This is a genomic window from Steroidobacter denitrificans (genome assembly GCF_001579945.1).
In the GTDB taxonomy this organism is placed as follows: domain Bacteria; phylum Pseudomonadota; class Gammaproteobacteria; order Steroidobacterales; family Steroidobacteraceae; genus Steroidobacter; species Steroidobacter denitrificans.
The window spans coordinates 3,073,297-3,090,179 of record NZ_CP011971.1 but is presented as its reverse complement, the minus strand read 5'-3'; the positions used below and the strand labels follow the sequence as shown (position 1 = coordinate 3,090,179).

Below are 16,883 nucleotides of genomic sequence, written 5' to 3'. Positions count from 1 at the left end.
CTCTTGGCAAAGTCATGCAAGATTAACCGCAAGCTTGCATCGAGGCAGTAGGGGAAATCGACTGCTGACAGGTCTGGCCGGGGGAAACACCGGGTGAAACGGCCAGGCGGAATGGCCGGGTGGAATGGCAGATGAAACAAGATTCTTCACCGGCAACCGGTTCCTGAGGATCGGGCCGCAATGGCTGTTGAGTTTCGTTTATCGCAAACTGCGGCTTCCGTTCTGAATTCAGGATCCGTTCAGCACGGTCTCGCGAGGCTGATGCCCGATGATGCGCATCCGGCGGGCTGGCGCACGGGTAGCGGCCTGGATTCGCCGCCGCCTGGCGCCGCGACGAACGCATATGAGCGGCCGGCCGATCCTGGATGGTGACGGATCAGCAGAATGCAGATGTTTTTCATGAAGATAAGGAGATTTTATGGTAAATAGATTCTTGAGACCGATGAGTATTGCTGTCGTGGCGACCTGCGTGCTCGGCGCCTGTACAACCGTGAACCCCTACACGCGCGAACAACAAACCAGCAAGGCGGTGAAGGGCGCGGGCATCGGTGCAGCCGCCGGTGCCGTGGTCGGGCTTTTGACCAAGGGTGACAAACTGGAGAATGCACTCATCGGCGCGGGCGTAGGCGCCATCGCGGGCGGCGGCGTCGGCTATTACATGGATGTGCAGGAAGCAAAGCTGCGCCAGCAACTGGAAGGCACCGGCGTGAGCGTGACGCGCATGGGAGACAACATTACGCTCAACATGCCGGGCAACGTCACCTTCGCGCTGAACAGTGCCGATGTTAATTCGCAGTTCTACAGCGTATTGGACGGCGTTTCCATGGTCCTCAAGGAATACGGCAAGACCGTGGTGGAGATCGCCGGGCATACCGATAGCACGGGTTCGGACCAGTACAATCAGACCTTGTCGGAGCGCCGTGCGCAATCGGTAGCGGCCTATTTGTCGAGCCGAGGGGTGAGTACCCAGCGGCTGCTCACCGTCGGCGCCGGCAAGAACTATCCGATTGCCTCGAATGATACCGAGCAGGGTCGTGCGGCGAATCGACGAGTTGAGTTGACGATCGTCCCGGTGACATAGGCCGGCCCGGCAGGTACCAGCCACTGCATGACGAGCGGGATCCGATCCGGCCGGCACCTGGACCCAGGTGCCGGCTTTTATCGCGGAGCAGCTCAGGGCAGCGGATCAGGCCGCAGCCGGCTCCGCGATCAGACCGCGCAGCTTGCGAATCGCGTTGGCCTCGATCTGGCGAATACGCTCGGCGGAGACACCGTACTTCTCGGCGAGTTCGTGCAAAGTGGCTTTCTGTTCCGTCATCCAGCGGCTATGCAGGATATGGCGACTGCGCTCATCCAGCGTTTCCAGCGCCTGTGCCAGACGCTCGGAGGTGTCCTCGTCCCATTGTTCCCGCTCGATGGCGATCGAGGGATCGGCCTCGGGGTGCTGCAAATAGGCTGAGGGCGAATAACTGCCGCCGTCCTCGTCGTCCATATCCGGCGTCGGATCGAAAGACAGGTCGCGGGAACTCAGGCGCTGTTCCATGTCCGTGACTTCCGCGGCACTCACGCCGAGATCGCTGGCGATCGCCCGCGTTTCGCTATCGGTCAGCCAACCCAGATTCTTCTTGAAGCGGCGCAGGTTGAAAAACAGCTTGCGCTGCGACTTGGTGGTCGCGATCTTGACCAGACGCCAGTTGCGCAGCACGTATTCGTGGATTTCCGCTCGAATCCAGTGTACGGCGAATGAGACCAGGCGCACGCCGACACCCGGGTCGAAGCGCTTCACCGCCTTCATGAGCCCGACATTGCCTTCCTGGATCAGATCACCGATCGGCAGACCGTAGCCGCCATAGCCGCGTGCGATATGCACGACGAAGCGCAGATGCGACAGCACCAGTTGGCGTGCCGCATCCAGATCTCCGTCCTGGCGCAGGCGCTGTGCAAGAGCCGTTTCCTCGTCGCGCGTGAGTACCGGGATGCGCGCCACGCGATCCACATAGGCATCCAGACTGCCGACCGGACCGGCGAAGGCAAGCTCGGTCGTGGTGCGTGCCGTGGTGGTCAAGGCCATCGGAGTCGCAACATCAGTCATTGGCAGGATCCCCCTCCGAAGAATTGATAGCAAGTTTAGCAGTCATACACTCAGAGTGCTAAACGAGGGAAAGGTTCCCTTTGTCCGGCAGTCCTGATGCCAGGAAACTGGCCATTCAATGCCGGGTGACCTGGCCCGATCCGCGAGGGATTGCAACGCTTGGGCCGGGCTCAGGGTTCCCCCGTTTGGCGCCCTTCAGGAGGATTCGACGGCTCAGGAGGGCTCGATACGGCGCAGGTGATGGCTGGCGGCGATATAGGAGCCCAGCCAACCCAGCCCCGCACCTGTGAGCAACAGGATCAGGGCGGATTCCAGGGTCAGGTTGCTCAATCTGAAATCGCTGCCGTACAAGCCCGCGATTCTGGCGATAGGCGCCTGCAGCAACGCAAGGGCGATCTGGGTGATGAGCAGCGCCGTCAGTCCTCCGGCCAGCCCATACCACATGCCGCCGTACAGGAAGGGCCGGCGAACGAAGCCATCGCTGCCGCCCACCAGCTTGGTGACCTCGATTTCGTCGCGACGGTTCTGGATGTCGAGGCGGATCGTATTGCCCACGATCACCAGGACGCCCAGTGCCAGCACACCGGCGGCGATCAATGCACCGGCGCGCAGGGCCGCGAGAATGGCATCCAGCCGGTTCACCCAGTCCGTATCGAGTTGCACGATATCAACGGAGGGCAGCGCACGGATGTCGGCAGCCAGAATTTCGAGACCGGCAGCGTTCGCATGCTCAGGGGCGGGGCGTACGACAAGCGTATGCGGCAGGGGGTTGTCGTTCAGCGCGTCGATCGCGGCGCCAAATCCCGATTCGCGACGGAATGTTTTCAGTGCTTCGTCAGCGAGAATGAGTTCGGCACCTTCGACATCCCGGCGCTGGCGGATACGCTCGATGATGGCGCGCGCGTCGTCGGCCGAGGTGGGACGCTTGAGGAAGACCGATAGGTCGAGCGTCCGGTTCCAGTTGCCGGCTGCGCCTTGGGCATTGGTAATCAGCAGGTGCAGGCCGGCGGGCAATGCGAGGGCGACGCCTATCACCAGGACCGTGAGCAGCGTGGCGAGCTTGTGCTGCATCAGGCGTCCAAGCGAACCGACCAGCGTTTGCAGATGGCGCGTCATCCAGGCGGTCATGGCGCCGTTCCTTCGTTTTGTTCGATCAACTTACGTGGATCGAGCAGGTTCGCCGGCCCGCTGTCGCGTGCGATTGCGGCCGGCGGGTGGGTATCGGTCCTCAGGGCATCGTTGCGCAGGGCGGCCTGCTCGGACATCGGATTCGGGGGAGGCTCGCTCGCGATCACGTGGGCGGGCGAGTCGCCGGCGAGCCGTCCGGCTTCCAGGCGGATACGCCGCACCGGAAAATGCTCCAGTAGCAACAGGTCATGACTGGCGATCAGCACCGTGACGCCTACCTCATTGAAGCGGCGAAAAATATTCATGACCTCCAGCGACAGGTCCGGATCCAGGTTTCCGGTCGGCTCATCGGCAATCAACAACGGGGGTTTACTGACGACCGCGCGGGCAATGCCGACACGTTGCTGCTCGCCGGTGGACAGTTCCAGCGGCACGCTGTGTTCGCGTCCCAACAGGCCGACCTGATCCAGAGCCGCGCGCACCCGCCGGCCGATTTCCTTGCCGCCGATGCCGGCGACGATCAGCGGCAGGGCGACATTGTCATAGATGGTGCGATCGTGCAGCAGCTTGTGGTCCTGAAATACCATGCCGATGCGACGCCGGAAGGCCGGGATTCTGGAGCGCGATACGCCGGCGACATTCTGTCCGTTGACGATCAGCCGGCCCCGGCTGGGGCGTTCGATGAGCGCGATCAGCTTCAGCAGGCTGGACTTGCCGGCGCCGGAATGGCCGGTGAGGAAGGCGATTTCCCCGGCGGCGATGTCCAGCGACAGATCGCTGAGCGCCTCTCGACCGTTCGGATAGCGTTTGAAGACGTGGTCGAGGCGGATCATTCCTCAGTCCTTCTTGAGTACCGCATCGACGAAGGCCGGCGCATCGAATTCCGCGAAATCCTCGGCGGCCTCGCCGATACCGATATAGCGGATCGGAATGTCCAACTCGCTGGCGATCGCGAAGACGATGCCGCCTTTTGCGGTGCCGTCGAGTTTGGTGAGCACGATGCCGGTGACGCCCAGGGCTGCATTGAACAGGCGTGCCTGCTGCAGAGCGTTCTGTCCCTGGCTGGCGTCGAGTACCAGCAGGATTTCATGGGGAGCGCCGGCATCGATGCGGCCCATTACACGCTTCACCTTGCGCAATTCGTCCATCAGGTTGGACTGGGTATGCAGACGGCCGGCCGTGTCGGCCAGCAATACGTCGAAACCGCGGGCCTGGGCGGCCTGCATGGCATCGAAGGCGACTGCCGCCGGATCGGCACCGGTGCTTTGCGCGATCACCGTCACATCGTTGCGCCGACCCCAGGCCTGCAACTGTTCCACCGCGGCGGCGCGAAAGGTGTCACCCGCGGCCAGTATGACCTTCATGCCTTGCGCCTTGAAATGATGGGCGAGTTTGCCGATCGTAGTGGTTTTGCCGGCGCCGTTGACGCCCACGACCAGAATCGCAAATGGTGCGAGGTCGGCGTCGATTTTCAGCGGCCGGGCGCGAGGCTGGAGTATGTCCAGCAGGCTGGTGCGCAGGGCGGCGATGAGCGCATCGAGATCGCCGAGTTCCTGGCGCGCCACTTTGCCGCGCAGGTCTGCAAGGATCTTTTCGGTCGTTTCCACACCCACATCGGCCGTGATCAGCCGCATTTCCAGCTCCTCGAGCACGGTTTCATCGATGCGTCCGCCGGGCAGCAGGTTCGCTAGATCGTAGGTCAGCCAGGAATCGCCGCGATTGAGTTTTTCGCGTAGACGCTTGAACAAGCCCGGTCTGCTCACCGCCGTTTGCGGGTGGGGAGGGGACTTCGAGGGAGTGGAGTCAGATTTGGATTTTTTGAAGAAGCCGAGCATCCGAATTCATCCGGCAGCATAGGTTGCAGATGCGCATCGCGACGAAGCGCGGCGTTCGTTCGCTCATACCTGCCGCGCGCGGTCTCACGAGGACGGCGGAGGCGCTTGCGAGCGTAGGGAGGATCTGCGGGCGAGGGCGATTCTAGCAGCATGCCACGATCATTCCGCACCATCCTCCTTTATGATCATGGCATGGTACATCCGACTCTCAAGAGAGGCGCCGAAAGAGCCGGTAGCCGCAAGGCCGGCAGTACGGTGGATGAAAAAAAAACCACGCGTCGCGTTCCCGGCGCGCAGCGGCAGGCCGTCAAGGAGGCGTATCAATTACGCATCATCGGCGGCCGCTGGCGCGGCCGGCGCCTGGACTTCCCGGCGATCCAGGTCATCCGTCCATCGCCCGACCGGGTGCGCGAAACCTTGTTCAACTGGCTGCAGCCTCATATTGTGGGTGCGTCCTGTCTGGATCTGTTCGCCGGCAGCGGCGCCCTGGGTTTCGAGGCGCTATCGCGAGGTGCGGCGCACGTGTGTTTCGTCGATCGCGAGGTGCGCATCGGGCGATATCTACGCGATACCTTGCAAGGACTGGAGTGCACACAGGCTTCGGTCCATGTGGAAAATGCCGGTCGTTTTCTGCGGCGTGCACCGCGGCCCTTCGATATCGTGTTCCTGGACCCGCCATTCGAATCGGCAGCCTTGCCGGAGGTGTGCGGCCTGCTGATGCAGGGCTGGCTGGCACCGCAGGCCTGGATCTACATCGAATGTGCGGAGGGTACGCCCTTGCTGCCACCGCCTTCCTGGCAGATGTATCGCAGCCGGCGCGCCGGTCAAGTCAGCTATCATTTACTGCGAACGGGCCTGCCGCGAACGGGCCGGATTTCCAACTCTCGCGAGGTTACGTCATGACCGGCGCCATGTACCCAGGCACCTTCGATCCCATCACCAACGGCCATTACGACTTGGTGCGGCGTGCAAGCGGGATTTTCGATCGGGTAGTCGTCGCGATAGCTGCGAATCCGGGCAAGGCGCCCTTGTTTTCCCTGGATGAACGCGTGCAACTGGTGAGCGAAGTGCTGGCCGACCTGCCGAACGTGCAGATCACTGGATATACGGGATTGACGGTCGACTTTGCTCGTCAGCACAACCTCGGTGTGGTCGTGCGGGGGCTGCGGGCCGTGTCCGATTTCGAATTCGAATTTCAGCTCGCGACCATGAGCCGGCATCTTACCAACCAGGTGGACTATGTCTTTTTGACGCCGGCGCCGCAGTTCAATTTCATTTCCTCGACGTTGGTGCGGGAAATCGCCAGTTTAGGCGGAGATGTCGCCCAATTTGTGCATCCGAGCGTGGAGGCCGCCCTGCGGCGCGCCTGGGCGGCGCGCCGCGTCGAGCGCTAGAAATGCGGCGCGCGAATCGCCAAGCGGAGCAGATGTCGCAGGTTTGCCGAATCCTGTCGTTGATCGTTCTGTCGATACTGGTACCGACTTCGGTACAGGCGGCCCAGTGTGGTCCAAGTTCCGCCGCGGATCAGGCGAGGCAGATGCCGGTCACGGCAGCGGCCGCAGCGACGCCGATCCTCCGTGATGAGGCGGGCCCGGCCGGTCGGCCGGGAATTCCTGCGCGAATACCGGGCAAGGCGGCGATCGCCAGTGCGCATGAATTGGCCACGCAGGCGGGACTGGAGATTCTGCGTGAGGGCGGCAATGCCTTCGACGCGGCGGTGGCCGTCAGCGCCGCGCTGGCGGTCGTGGAGCCCAGCAGTTCCGGGCTGGGCGGCGGGGCATTCTGGCTGTTGCACCGCGCCGCCGACGGGATGCAGATTCTGATCGATGCCCGTGAGGTGGCACCTGGCGCCGCCACGCGCGACATGTTTCTGGATGAACGAGGCGAGGTGGCGAGCGGGCGATCCACCACCACTGCATTGGCCGCCGGCATCCCGGGCGAGCCGGCCGGCTTTGCATATCTGGCCGAATGCTACGGCCGGCTTGGTCTCGCGGCCAGTCTGCAGCCGGCGATCCGGTTGGCGCATAAGGGCTTCGCGTTGAATGCCCGCTTGCGCGGCGGTATCGAGGCGAAGCGGACGATTTTCGAAGCGGGTGCGGCAGCGGCCGTATTCCTGTCGGACGGCGAAGTACCGGCGGAGGGCGCGGTCATTCGTCAGCCGGACCTGGAGCGTACCTTGCGCACACTCGCCGAGCGCGGGGCGGATGGCTTCTACCGGGGCGAGGTGGCGCGGCGTCTGGTCGAGGGGGTGCAGGCGCTCGGTGGTCTCTGGACGCTGGCCGACCTGGCCGAGTATCAGGTGAAGGAGCGCCAGCCTCTGTATGGCGATTATCACGGCGCACGCATCGTCTCCGCGCCGCCGCCGTCCTCGGGTGGTGTGGGGTTGATCGACGCGCTGAACATTCTGTCGGGCTATGACTTGGGAAAACTCGACGGCGCCACACGCAAGCATTTGATCGTCGAGGCGATGCGGCGAGTCCACCGGGATCGTGCCGAATACCTGGCAGACCCGGATTTCGTACCGGTGCCCACCCGGCAACTCATTCATCCCTTTTATGCTGCCGGGCAGCGCGCTTCCATTCGCATGGACCGGGCGACGCCGAGTGACGCTTTACCGAGCATCAACGCGGCCGGGCTGGGCCGCCAGACGACGCATTTCTCGATCCTGGATGCCGAGGGCAACCGGGTCGCGGGCACGATGTCGATCAATTTCTTTTTCGGTTCGGGATTGATGGTGCCGGGAACGGGCGTCATGTTGAACAATGAAATGGATGACTTCGTCGCCAAGCCCGGTGTCCCCAACGGCTTTCGCTTGCTGGGATCGGCAGCGAACGCGATCGAGCCGGGGAAGCGGCCGCTGTCGAGCATGACACCGACGTTTGTCGAGAAGTCCGACGGCTTGATGATCCTGGGGACGCCGGGGGGTAGTTTCATCATGGGCATGGTGCTGCTTGCCACCCTGGACTGGCTGGACGGCGTACCGGCGCAAGAGTTCGTCAAGAGGGGCCGTTATCATCATCAGTACCAGCCCGACGTTCTGTCGTTCGAGCCGGGTGCGTTGAGCGAGGAGGAGAGGAAAGTCTTGCAGCGCTACGGCCATACGATTCGCGAATCGCGCCAGCCGGGCAACATGCAGATCGTTACCTGGGACTATGCCAGTGGAGCCGTCCGGGCGGTGTCCGATCCCCGGGGTGTCGGAGTCGGCGTGGTCTATTGAGGCGCCGGCGACGTCACCTCGCTGCCGCGGGAAGGTTCAGTGCTGGCAGCCGGGACAGAAATAGGTGGAGCGTCCGCTCTGAACGATCTGTCTGATCGGTTTTTTACAGATGCGGCAAGGTTCTCCGCCGCGTCCGTAGACATACAGCGCCTGTTTGAAATAACCCGGGAGCCCCTCGGGATCGAAGAAATCGCGCAGTGTCGTGCCACCGGCGCGGATGGCCTCGTGCAGCACCTCCTTGATGGCCGCGGCCAGCGCGTCGAATTGCGCATGTGTAATCCGGCCGGCAGCGCGAAGCGGCCGGATGCCGGCACGAAACAAAGCTTCGCTGGCATAGATGTTCCCTACGCCCACGACCAGTCGGCTATTCATCAACAATTGCTTGATGGCTACGCGCCGGCCTTTTGCGACCCGCGTCAGGTAAGCCCCGTCGAAGACTTCGTCCAAGGGTTCCGGCGCCAATTGCCGCAACAGGGTATGGGTGAGGGGATCTTCAGCGGTCCATAGCAGGCTGCCGAAGCGGCGCGGATCGTTGAAGCGCAAGCACAGGCCAGAATCGAGGACGATGTCGACATGATCATGCGCCACCGGTGCAATGTCGTGGGGCAGCAGCCGTAGAGTTCCCGACATGCCCAGATGCAGGAGTAGGCTGCCGCGCTCCAGGTCGAAGATCAGATACTTTGCGCGGCGCCGCAGATCGCATATCTGCTGGCCGGCGGCCAGCTGCGGCAACGCGGCCGATACCGGCCAGCGCAGGCGAGGTTCGCGTACCAGTATCCGCTCCAGACGGCGTCCCAAAACGGACGGTGCGATTCCGCGCCGGGCGGTTTCGACCTCGGGAAGTTCGGGCATGGGGATTCGATAATGGCCGCCTGGCCGCGGGAATCTGCATTCCTGCCGCCATTATCCTCTCTCCGGGGAGGTGTTATTTGATCTTCGCTTCCTTGTAGGCCACGTGCTTGCGGACCTTGGGATCGAACTTGCGGACTTCCATCTTGTCGGGATGGAGGCGCTTGTTCTTGGTGGTCGTATAGAAATGGCCGGTACCGGCGGTGGAGACGAGCTTGATCTTTTCACGCATGGCTTGATGCTCCTCGAGAGTCGGTCAGCTCGGTCACTCAGACCTTGGTGCCGTTGGCGCGCAGCTTCGCCAGGACCGCATCGATACCGTTTTTCTCGATCGTGCGCAGGCCGTTTGCGGATACCCGCAGGCTCACGAAACGGCGTTCGCTCTCCACCCAGAAGCGCTGCACATGCAGATTGGGCAGGAAACGGCGGCGTCGATGATTGTTGGCGTGCGACACGGTGTTGCCGGTCATCGGCCGTTTGCCGGTGATCTGACAGACTTTGGACATGACGAATTCCTTCGGGAGTCCGGGGGGCGCGCGGACGACGCAGCCCAGGCCGGAACGAACCTATAATGAATCGCGCTTTATACCAGCGTGGCCGCCTGGGAGCAACTCGGATCAGCTCAGATCAGCCCTCGCTCGGCGAAGGATTCGCAGACGCCGTCGCCGACGACCAGGTGGTCCAATACCTTGATATCGACCAGCGCCAGGGCTTCCTTGAGGCGGCGGGTGATGAGTTCGTCGGCGCGGCTGGGCAGCGCCTGACCGGAAGGATGGTTGTGCGCCAGAATGACACTGGCCGCGTTGCGGCTCAGAGCGTGTTTGACGACCTCTCTGGGATGGACGCTGGCGCCGTCGATCGTGCCTCGAAACAGCTCTTCGAAGCCGATGACGCGACAGCGGTTGTCCAGATACAGGCAGCAGAATACTTCGTGGGGCAGGTCGCGCAGGCGCACGCGGACGAATTCCCGGGTCATCTGCGGGTTCTCGAGGGCGGATCCGGTCTGCATGAGCTCCTGATAGTGGCGTCGAGCGAGTTCCAGGGCGGCCTGCAGGGTGACGTAACCGATGACTCCCAGCCCAGGCAATGCACATAGCTGCTCCTGGCGGGCGGTCAGCAGCCCGCGCAGCGAGCCGAATTCCATCAGCAGGCCGCGGGCGATATCGAGGACACTGCGGCCCCGGATCCCCGTGCGCAGCAGGATTGCCAACAGTTCCGCTTCGCTCAGTCTTGCCGGACCCAGGTTCAGGAGCTTTTCCCGGGGGCGATCGCCGTGTGGCCATTGTCGAATCGACATAGGGCTCTCCTTGAGCCTGGCTGAAGTGCATTATGGATGAGTTGGGAGCGCCAATCCTGCTGAATAAGTGCGTGTTTGCGTAGATTTGCACCGGATTGCGGAACTTCGCCGAATCGCTGGATGGTTCAAGCGGCATGATCAGGCCGATGCCGTTTTAACCTCGGCAGCGCGCAGGAGGAGGCGATAGGGTGGGGGAGGATGCCGGTCCGGGATGGCGGTATTTGCAACCACTGTTTACCGGGCACTCATGAGATGCTCATAATCGCATCTCATGAGTGCCCAGCCGCGAAAAATCCTGCTTGGTGTGACTGGCGGAATCGCCGCCTACAAGAGCCCGGACCTTGTGCGTCGCCTGTTCGAGCGAGGCGCGGAAGAAATCCAGGTGGTGATGACGCGGGGCGCGCGGGAGTTCGTGGGGCCGCTGACCTTTCAGGCGGTGTCGGGGCGCCCGGTGCGCACCGATCTCTGGGACGAAGCCGGCGAGGCCGCCATGGGGCATATCGAACTGGCACGCTGGGCCGATGAGATCCTGGTCGCGCCGGCTACGGCGGAGTTCATGGCGCGACTGGCGCACGGTTTCGCCGCAGATCTGTTGACCACGCTTTGTCTGGCCACGACGGCACCGATCATTTTGGCGCCGGCCATGAATCGCCAGATGTGGGCGAATCCTGCCACGCAGGCCAATGTCCAACTGTTGAAACAGCGCGGTATCCGTATTCTGGGGCCGGCCAGCGGCGTGCAGGCTTGCGGCGAAGTGGGGGCTGGACGCATGCTCGAGCCGGCACTGATCGCCGAGGAAGTGTTCGTACCGCGACGTGAATCGGGGGTGTTGCGGGGATTGAGGGTGGTGGTAACAGCCGGGCCGACCCGGGAAAAGATCGATCCGGTGCGCTTCATCAGCAACCGCAGTTCCGGAAAAATGGGATATGCGGTGGCGGCCGCTGCCCGGGAAGCCGGTGCCGACGTCATGCTGATCAGCGGACCGGTGCAGATTCCCGTACCCTTGGGCGTGGAGCGGCTGGAGGTGGAAAGCGCAGAGCAAATGCTTGCGGCGGTTCAGACCGCCCTGGCAGGTTCCGGTGCGGTGGGCAACGCCGATATCCTCATTGCCGCCGCCGCCGTATCCGATTATCGGATGATCGAAATTGCTCCACAGAAAATCAAGAAAACCTCCGACACCATGACGCTGGCCTTGATGCGTGCACCGGACGTGCTGGGTACCGTTTCGCGCCTGCCCTCCCGTCCCTTCCTGGTCGGATTCGCCGCGGAAACCGAGCATGTCGAGCGCAATGCCCTGGCCAAACTTGCAGGCAAAAACCTGGATATGATCGCCGCCAACCGCGTCGGTGAGGGACTGGCCTTCGACCGGGACGATAATGCGCTGACTGTGTACTGGCGCGACGGCAAGCGCGAACTGGCGTTCAACAGCAAGGCTGCGCTGGCACGTCAGTTGGTCGAGGTGATCGCCGAGCGTTTCCATGCTCGGGCGGGCGCAGCCTCCCTGGGCGGCGATCCAGATAAAACAGAGTCGACTCCCCATGGCAGCTGACGGCACCGCTTCCTCGGCCGCCATGCCTGGCGCAGTGACACTCGCCGATATATCGGCGGGCGAGGCGTCGGCCAAGGGCACCACCAAGGGCACCATAGACAGGCGCCGCCGGTTGCAGGTCCGGATACTCGATCCGCGCATCGGCCGCGATTTTCCCCTGCCGCAGCGCGCTACAGCGGGTTCCGCGGGCATGGACTTGCGCGCCTGCCTGGAAGCACCGCTGGAACTCAGGCCTGGCGATACTCAGTTGATCCCTTCCGGAATCGCGATTCATCTCGACGATCCAGGTTATGCGGCAATCGTTCTGCCGCGTTCGGGACTGGGGCACAAACACGGCATCGTACTGGGCAATCTGGTCGGGCTGATCGATTCGGACTATCAAGGCCAGGTATTCGTATCTTGCTGGAATCGCGGCCAGACAAGCTTCATCGTGGAGCCGGGCGAGCGGATCGCACAACTTGTCGTCGTACCCGTGGTGCAGGTCGAGTTTGAAGTCGTCGAGGAGTTTGCTGCGACACAGCGCGGCAGCGGGGGGTTCGGCAGTTCCGGACGTCGCTGAGGATCCGCCGGAATTCGAGGCCCATTGTCGTGGATCCGGTGGCGATGCGCACGGAATTCGCCGCAGGCTCCGTCTTGATTCGAGGGTGTCTCTCGACACTCTCCGGCGGGCGTGGTCTTTGATTGCGGCAGCCCTACTTTTGCGGCAACCCTTTCAGCTCCTTGAAGCGTTTGATGTCCGCTGCGAAAGCAGCTCTGACCTCATCTTGTTCCTGGCGGTTCCTGTCCAGGGATTGCAAGTAGACATCCAGGCTTTTGACCGTATTCACCATTTCCTCGGCAAGGTGGTCCGGTAGCGGCGGCGCCTTGTCGTTGCCGCTGTAGGGTCGAAAGCGTGCGATCTGGCCTTCGAGGCGTTTTTGGCGTTCACGCAGGTTGGCGATGTTTTGTTCGGTGACGCGGTATTGTCCGGTCAGCAGCTCGAGGCGCTGATCACGCAGGCGCTCGATGTCCTCCACGCCAAGGTAGGTTTCGAGCAAGTTGCGATCGCGCTGCAAGCTTGCTTCACGTTCCTTGCGAGCCTTGGCTTCAGCCATTTCGCGAGTCTGCCGGGCGAGGCGTGTCTGCTCCCCTTCGATCACGCGGATAATGATGCCGTTCTCGTTGAGCACTTCCGTATCGAGCCCGCGACAGCGCTGCGGCATGCTGTCGCCGTAATGTGTCTGTCCGCTGGCATCCTTGCAACGATAGTAAGCCCCACGGGACGAGCCGCCGGCACCTTGCGCCGCGTGGAGCGCCGCGCCGGGCAGCACGATGGCGAAAATCGTGAATGTGCGAATCCAATGCATCGGTAAGACTTCGATCACACCCCATGATCCTTACGGTAGCGCCGCAGTGCCGCCAGCGCAGCCGCATCCCCCGCCGTTTCCATCCAGGATATCAGGTCCGCGAGCTTGATGATGCTGGTGACGGGCATGCCCAGATCCTGCTCGACTTCCTGGACCGCGGAGCGGCGGCCCTGCCCGCGTTCCTGACGATCGAACGCCAGCACGACGCCGACCGGATCCGCGCCGGCGGCGCGGATGATTTCCACCGATTCCCGGATCGCCGTGCCGGCAGTGATCACGTCGTCGATGATCAGGATGCGGCCCTGCAGGGCCGTACCGACGATGCTGCCGCCCTCCCCATGATCCTTGGTTTCCTTGCGGTTGAACGACCAAGGCAGATCGCGGCCGTAGTGATCGGCGAGCGCGATCGCGGTGCTCGATACCAGCGGAATGCCTTTGTACGCCGGCCCGAACAACAGATCGAAGGCCAGGCCGGAATTCTGGATCGCCCGTGCGTAGGCGCGGCCGAGTTCCGCCAGTGCATGGCCGGTATTGAACAAGCCGGCATTGAAAAAATAAGGACTGACACGCCCGGATTTGAGCCTGAACTCGCCGAAACGCAAGACGCCAAGTTGCAGGCACAGATCGATGAATGAGGACATAGGCGATGAGAGGATGATCAGGATGGCGGCAATGGTAGTGCAGGACAGCCTCTCTTGTCCGATCCCTTCTATAATGTGTCGATGCCTGTTCTTATCCTCGTCGCTGCTGAGGCCGGCTTGCCGGATCGCCATAGCGTGGTAGACCGCTCGGTCCATGCTCCGCCTATCACGGACTGCAATTCTTGAAGGCTTCCGCGGGCGCTGCTGAGGCGGATTCGCCGTCGACCGGATGGTGGAAGGCGATACAGGTCTATCGCGAGCCCAAGGTGCTGGCGATGCTGTTCCTGGGGTTTTCCGCCGGCTTGCCGTTCATGCTGGTGTTTTCGACACTCTCGGCATGGCTGCGCGACGTAGGCATCGAGCGCACGACGATCGGGATGCTGTCCTGGGTGGGTCTCATCTACAGTCTGAAATTCTTCTGGGCGCCGATCGTCGACCGGGTGGCCATCGCCGGCCTGACGCGCTGGCTCGGCAGACGGCGCAGCTGGATGCTGCTGGGACAGATCGGCATTGTCGTGGCGCTGGCGCAGCTGGCGGTGAGCGATCCGGTGGGTGGCGGACTGGGCGCCATCATAGCGGCCGCCTTGCTGCTGGCGTTCTCTTCGGCCACCCAGGACATCGCCCTGGATGCCTGGCGCATCGAGTCGGCGCCTGTTGCCCAGCAGGGCGCCCTGGCGGCCGGCTACCAGCTCGGCTATCGCGTGGCGATCATCGTCGGCAGTGCCCTGGCGCTGTGGATCGCGGCCGATGCGGGCTGGGGCACTGCCTATCTCAGCATGGCGGGTTTTGCGCTGATCGGTATTGTGACCACCTTCATCGTGGACGAGCCGCCGCAGTCCGCGCGGGGCGCCGTTCTCGAACAGGAACAACGGGTCATCGATTTTGTAACCGACAAGGCGCACTGGCCGGACGGGTTACGCAGCGCAGGCGCCTGGTTCATCGCGGCGGTGGTCTGCCCCTTCGTCGATTTCGTCACGCGTTTCGGTAAATCGTTGGCGGTGTTGATACTAGCGCTGGTGTGCACCTACCGGTTGACGGATTTCACCATGGGCGTAATGGCCAATCCATTCTATCTGGATCTGGGCTACAGCTTGAAGCAGATTGCCGCGGTAGCGAAATTTTTCAGTTCCTTCGCGACCATCATCGGGGTGCTGGCGGCAGGGGTACTGGTGGCGAGGCTCGGCGCACTGCGTTCGCTGACACTGGGCCTGGTGCTGACCGTGGTGACGAACCTGGCTTTCATGGTACTGGCATTCATCGACCAACCCAGTCCTGCCGCACTGGCGCTGATCGTGAGCAGCGACAATTTTGCCATGGCCATCGCGGGAACAGCTTTCATGGCGTATCTGTCGAGCTTGACCAGCGCCACCTATACCGCCACCCAGTATGCGTTGTTTTCATCACTGTATGCGCTGCCCGGCAAGATGCTGATGGGCTTGTCCGGCGCCTTCGTGGATCACTTCGGGTATCCGATGTTTTTTATCTATACCTCGTTACTGAGTCTGCCTGCGCTGCTTCTGATCATCTGGCTGTGGCACAAGGCACCGAGCGGCCTGGGATGGCGACGCGGCATGGAAGCCACCGCATGAGCGGCGACAGAGCAAAAAGCTACATATCGCCGTGCGCCGGCCACTCCGAATAGCCGGAGGCTTCGGAGCGGTCCAGGCTCGTCAAAGGGTCGATCCACTGACTCGCTGCGCTGACCTCCCGATCATTGTCAAAATCTTCCGGCTCGACGTCCACCGAGGCGATCCAATCCTCTGGAGGGTACCCCGCTTCGAATTCCTGTTCGTCCCAGGATTCCAAGTCGAATTCTTCCACCGTACCATCGAAGTGCTGTACCTCGATCGTGCCGTCATCGCGATCGATCGCTACGATTTCGCACGAAACGCCGTCGCTGCGCCGATACCAATTCCCCACTACCGGGTTCGCTGAAGCCATCGCAGATACTCCACTGGAAGCGGATAGGATCCGTGCACGGAATCTTCACAGCCATTTGTAGCTGCGCGGTACTGCGTATTCAATAGGGATTTTTTCCGTACGGCCACGGCGTCGAAAGTCAGTGCGCAGTTGAAGGTCGGCGTGCAGCCAAGTGCTGGAGCTCAGGGAGAGTACCGGTTTGGTATGACTGCATTTCAGTAGGGTGACATTTGATGAGTCTCGCTCTGTTCCGCTTGCTATATCGGCATCGATCAGCGCCGGAAATACTCGAGATCCCATACATCATGGCCTAGCCGCTGTCCGCGCCGTTCGAAACGTGTGAGCGGGCGTTCTTCGTTGCGGGGCATGAAGCCGGTGCCGGGACTGATATTCCTGAATTCGGGATGAGCGTCGATGACCTCGCGCATGTGCTGTGCATAGTGTTCCCAATCAGTCGCCAGGCGCAGGGTGCCTGCGGGTGCGATCGCCGTGGCGAGTACATCCATGAATGCCGGCTGGATGAGGCGGCGCTTGTGATGACGTTTCTTGTGCCAGGGGTCGGGAAAAAAAATATGCACCAGAGCGATCGATGCGGGCGGGATCTGCCGTTGCAGAACTTCGACGGCATCGTGGCAAATGATGCGCAAGTTGGTCAGTTCCGCTTCATGAGCGCCAAGCAGCAGATGTCCGACGCCGGACCGATGAACTTCGATGCCGATGCAGTCCATGCCGGGATGTGCGCGGGCAAAGGCGAGCAGCGCTTCGCCGGCACCGAAGCCGATCTCGATCATGCGCGGCGCACGTCGGGCGAACAGTTGATCCAGGTCGAGCGCCTGCGGCGTGAATTCCACGCCGTAGCGTGGCCATAGTTCGACAAGTGCCCGCTGCTGGGCGGCGGTGGACCGCCCGGCACGCAGGACATAGCTGCGCACTGTGCGCCGCGGAGTATCGGTACCGGCTGTCTGGCTTTGCGTGCCAGCGGGGAGGGAGGATTCTTGCTTGCGCATGG

The 16,883-nt window shown here is 62.4% G+C and carries 18 protein-coding genes and 1 pseudogene; 7 read left to right on the top strand and 12 right to left on the bottom strand.

Annotated features, from left to right (window positions below; genetic code table 11):
• The first annotated feature begins 442 nt into the window (after positions 1-442).
• Entirely contained in the window at positions 443-1,081 is a 639-nt protein-coding gene (locus tag ACG33_RS13915; protein ID WP_066922066.1) for an OmpA family protein, read from the top strand.
• Between the two features lie 105 nt (positions 1,082-1,186).
• Here ACG33_RS13915 and rpoH read toward each other — a convergent pair whose 3' ends face one another.
• The 4 genes and pseudogenes from rpoH to ftsY form a co-directional block, all read right to left on the bottom strand.
• Complete coding sequence (rpoH, locus tag ACG33_RS13910; protein ID WP_066922063.1) at positions 1,187-2,071, bottom strand: RNA polymerase sigma factor RpoH; 885 nt, start codon at positions 2,069-2,071, stop codon at positions 1,187-1,189.
• A gap of 234 nt (positions 2,072-2,305) precedes the next feature.
• Positions 2,306-3,220 (bottom strand): permease-like cell division protein FtsX, encoded by a 915-nt coding sequence (ftsX, locus tag ACG33_RS13905; RefSeq protein ID WP_066922061.1) that lies wholly within the window; start codon positions 3,218-3,220, stop codon positions 2,306-2,308.
• Positions 3,221-3,405: 185 nt separating this feature from the next.
• Positions 3,406-4,053, bottom strand: a pseudogene (gene ftsE, locus ACG33_RS13900) (cell division ATP-binding protein FtsE); the annotation flags it as partial.
• A gap of 3 nt (positions 4,054-4,056) precedes the next feature.
• Positions 4,057-5,055, bottom strand: coding sequence for a signal recognition particle-docking protein FtsY (gene ftsY / locus ACG33_RS13895; protein WP_066922060.1), 999 nt, complete (start codon positions 5,053-5,055; stop codon positions 4,057-4,059).
• A 192-nt stretch (positions 5,056-5,247) separates the two neighbouring features.
• Here ftsY and rsmD point away from each other — a divergent pair, with 192 nt between their 5' ends.
• The 3 genes from rsmD (at position 5,248) to ggt (ending at position 8,272) form a co-directional block, all read left to right on the top strand.
• Complete coding sequence (gene rsmD, locus ACG33_RS13890; RefSeq protein WP_083537293.1) at positions 5,248-5,958, top strand: 16S rRNA (guanine(966)-N(2))-methyltransferase RsmD; 711 nt, start codon at positions 5,248-5,250, stop codon at positions 5,956-5,958.
• Positions 5,955-6,449 carry a pantetheine-phosphate adenylyltransferase gene (gene coaD, locus ACG33_RS13885; protein WP_066922058.1) on the top strand — a complete coding sequence of 165 codons (495 nt, stop codon included), beginning with the start codon at positions 5,955-5,957 and terminating at the stop codon, positions 6,447-6,449. Before rsmD ends, coaD begins: the two co-directional genes overlap by 4 nt.
• 143 nt (positions 6,450-6,592) lie before the next feature.
• Positions 6,593-8,272, top strand: coding sequence for a gamma-glutamyltransferase (gene ggt / locus ACG33_RS13880; RefSeq protein WP_083537291.1), 1,680 nt, complete (start codon positions 6,593-6,595; stop codon positions 8,270-8,272).
• A gap of 36 nt (positions 8,273-8,308) precedes the next feature.
• Here the strand turns inward: ggt and mutM are convergent, their stop codons facing one another.
• The 4 genes from mutM to radC form a co-directional block, all read right to left on the bottom strand.
• Positions 8,309-9,124 (bottom strand): bifunctional DNA-formamidopyrimidine glycosylase/DNA-(apurinic or apyrimidinic site) lyase, encoded by an 816-nt coding sequence (mutM, locus tag ACG33_RS13875; RefSeq protein WP_066922056.1) that lies wholly within the window; start codon positions 9,122-9,124, stop codon positions 8,309-8,311.
• A gap of 73 nt (positions 9,125-9,197) precedes the next feature.
• Positions 9,198-9,353 (bottom strand): 50S ribosomal protein L33, encoded by a 156-nt coding sequence (gene rpmG / locus ACG33_RS13870; RefSeq protein ID WP_066922054.1) that lies wholly within the window; start codon positions 9,351-9,353, stop codon positions 9,198-9,200.
• A 37-nt stretch (positions 9,354-9,390) separates the two neighbouring features.
• Complete coding sequence (rpmB, locus tag ACG33_RS13865) at positions 9,391-9,627, bottom strand: 50S ribosomal protein L28 (RefSeq protein ID WP_066922051.1); 237 nt, start codon at positions 9,625-9,627, stop codon at positions 9,391-9,393.
• A gap of 116 nt (positions 9,628-9,743) precedes the next feature.
• Positions 9,744-10,418: a RadC family protein gene (gene radC, locus ACG33_RS13860; RefSeq protein WP_066922049.1), complete on the bottom strand. Its 675-nt coding sequence runs from the start codon at positions 10,416-10,418 to the stop codon at positions 9,744-9,746.
• Between the two features lie 271 nt (positions 10,419-10,689).
• Between radC and coaBC the strand changes: the two genes are divergently transcribed.
• Both coaBC and dut read left to right on the top strand, forming a co-directional pair.
• Positions 10,690-11,967 carry a bifunctional phosphopantothenoylcysteine decarboxylase/phosphopantothenate--cysteine ligase CoaBC gene (coaBC, locus tag ACG33_RS13855; RefSeq protein ID WP_066922047.1) on the top strand — a complete coding sequence of 426 codons (1,278 nt, stop codon included), beginning with the start codon at positions 10,690-10,692 and terminating at the stop codon, positions 11,965-11,967.
• Positions 11,968-12,061: 94 nt separating this feature from the next.
• A complete protein-coding gene (dut, locus tag ACG33_RS13850; protein WP_066923476.1) occupies positions 12,062-12,526 on the top strand; it encodes a dUTP diphosphatase in 465 nt (154 codons plus the stop codon).
• Between the two features lie 133 nt (positions 12,527-12,659).
• On the opposite strand, the gene ACG33_RS13845 is transcribed toward dut, so the two are convergent.
• Both ACG33_RS13845 and pyrE read right to left on the bottom strand, forming a co-directional pair.
• Positions 12,660-13,331: a DUF4124 domain-containing protein gene (locus ACG33_RS13845; RefSeq protein ID WP_066922045.1), complete on the bottom strand. Its 672-nt coding sequence runs from the start codon at positions 13,329-13,331 to the stop codon at positions 12,660-12,662.
• A complete protein-coding gene (gene pyrE, locus ACG33_RS13840) occupies positions 13,328-13,954 on the bottom strand; it encodes an orotate phosphoribosyltransferase (RefSeq protein ID WP_066923473.1) in 627 nt (208 codons plus the stop codon). Before pyrE ends, ACG33_RS13845 begins: the two co-directional genes overlap by 4 nt.
• Positions 13,955-14,136: 182 nt before the next feature.
• Here pyrE and ACG33_RS13835 point away from each other — a divergent pair, with 182 nt between their 5' ends.
• A complete protein-coding gene (locus ACG33_RS13835; protein ID WP_210399090.1) occupies positions 14,137-15,543 on the top strand; it encodes an AmpG family muropeptide MFS transporter in 1,407 nt (468 codons plus the stop codon).
• Positions 15,544-15,562: 19 nt separating this feature from the next.
• Here ACG33_RS13835 and ACG33_RS13830 read toward each other — a convergent pair whose 3' ends face one another.
• Both ACG33_RS13830 and trmB read right to left on the bottom strand, forming a co-directional pair.
• Positions 15,563-15,895, bottom strand: a complete 333-nt coding sequence (locus ACG33_RS13830) for a DUF6763 family protein (protein WP_066922043.1) — start codon at positions 15,893-15,895, stop codon at positions 15,563-15,565.
• Between the two features lie 251 nt (positions 15,896-16,146).
• Positions 16,147-16,881 carry a tRNA (guanosine(46)-N7)-methyltransferase TrmB gene (gene trmB / locus ACG33_RS13825; protein WP_083537286.1) on the bottom strand — a complete coding sequence of 245 codons (735 nt, stop codon included), beginning with the start codon at positions 16,879-16,881 and terminating at the stop codon, positions 16,147-16,149.
• Positions 16,882-16,883: the final 2 nt, after the last annotated feature.

What these genes read in the sequence shown, in the direction of transcription:
- ACG33_RS13915 (WP_066922066.1), top strand. Translation starts at nt 443, where the DNA reads ATGAGTATTGCTGTCGTGGCGACCTGCGTGCTCGGCGCCTGTACAACC.
- rpoH (WP_066922063.1), bottom strand. Translation starts at nt 2,071, where the DNA reads ATGGCCTTGACCACCACGGCACGCACCACGACCGAGCTTGCCTTCGCC.
- ftsX (WP_066922061.1), bottom strand. Translation starts at nt 3,220, where the DNA reads ATGACCGCCTGGATGACGCGCCATCTGCAAACGCTGGTCGGTTCGCTT.
- ftsY (WP_066922060.1), bottom strand. Translation starts at nt 5,055, where the DNA reads ATGCTCGGCTTCTTCAAAAAATCCAAATCTGACTCCACTCCCTCGAAG.
- rsmD (WP_083537293.1), top strand. Translation starts at nt 5,248, where the DNA reads ATGGTACATCCGACTCTCAAGAGAGGCGCCGAAAGAGCCGGTAGCCGC.
- coaD (WP_066922058.1), top strand. Translation starts at nt 5,955, where the DNA reads ATGACCGGCGCCATGTACCCAGGCACCTTCGATCCCATCACCAACGGC.
- ggt (WP_083537291.1), top strand. Translation starts at nt 6,593, where the DNA reads ATGCCGGTCACGGCAGCGGCCGCAGCGACGCCGATCCTCCGTGATGAG.
- mutM (WP_066922056.1), bottom strand. Translation starts at nt 9,124, where the DNA reads ATGCCCGAACTTCCCGAGGTCGAAACCGCCCGGCGCGGAATCGCACCG.
- rpmG (WP_066922054.1), bottom strand. Translation starts at nt 9,353, where the DNA reads ATGCGTGAAAAGATCAAGCTCGTCTCCACCGCCGGTACCGGCCATTTC.
- rpmB (WP_066922051.1), bottom strand. Translation starts at nt 9,627, where the DNA reads ATGTCCAAAGTCTGTCAGATCACCGGCAAACGGCCGATGACCGGCAAC.
- radC (WP_066922049.1), bottom strand. Translation starts at nt 10,418, where the DNA reads ATGTCGATTCGACAATGGCCACACGGCGATCGCCCCCGGGAAAAGCTC.
- coaBC (WP_066922047.1), top strand. Translation starts at nt 10,690, where the DNA reads ATGAGTGCCCAGCCGCGAAAAATCCTGCTTGGTGTGACTGGCGGAATC.
- pyrE (WP_066923473.1), bottom strand. Translation starts at nt 13,954, where the DNA reads ATGTCCTCATTCATCGATCTGTGCCTGCAACTTGGCGTCTTGCGTTTC.
- ACG33_RS13830 (WP_066922043.1), bottom strand. Translation starts at nt 15,895, where the DNA reads ATGGCTTCAGCGAACCCGGTAGTGGGGAATTGGTATCGGCGCAGCGAC.
- trmB (WP_083537286.1), bottom strand. Translation starts at nt 16,881, where the DNA reads ATGCGCAAGCAAGAATCCTCCCTCCCCGCTGGCACGCAAAGCCAGACA.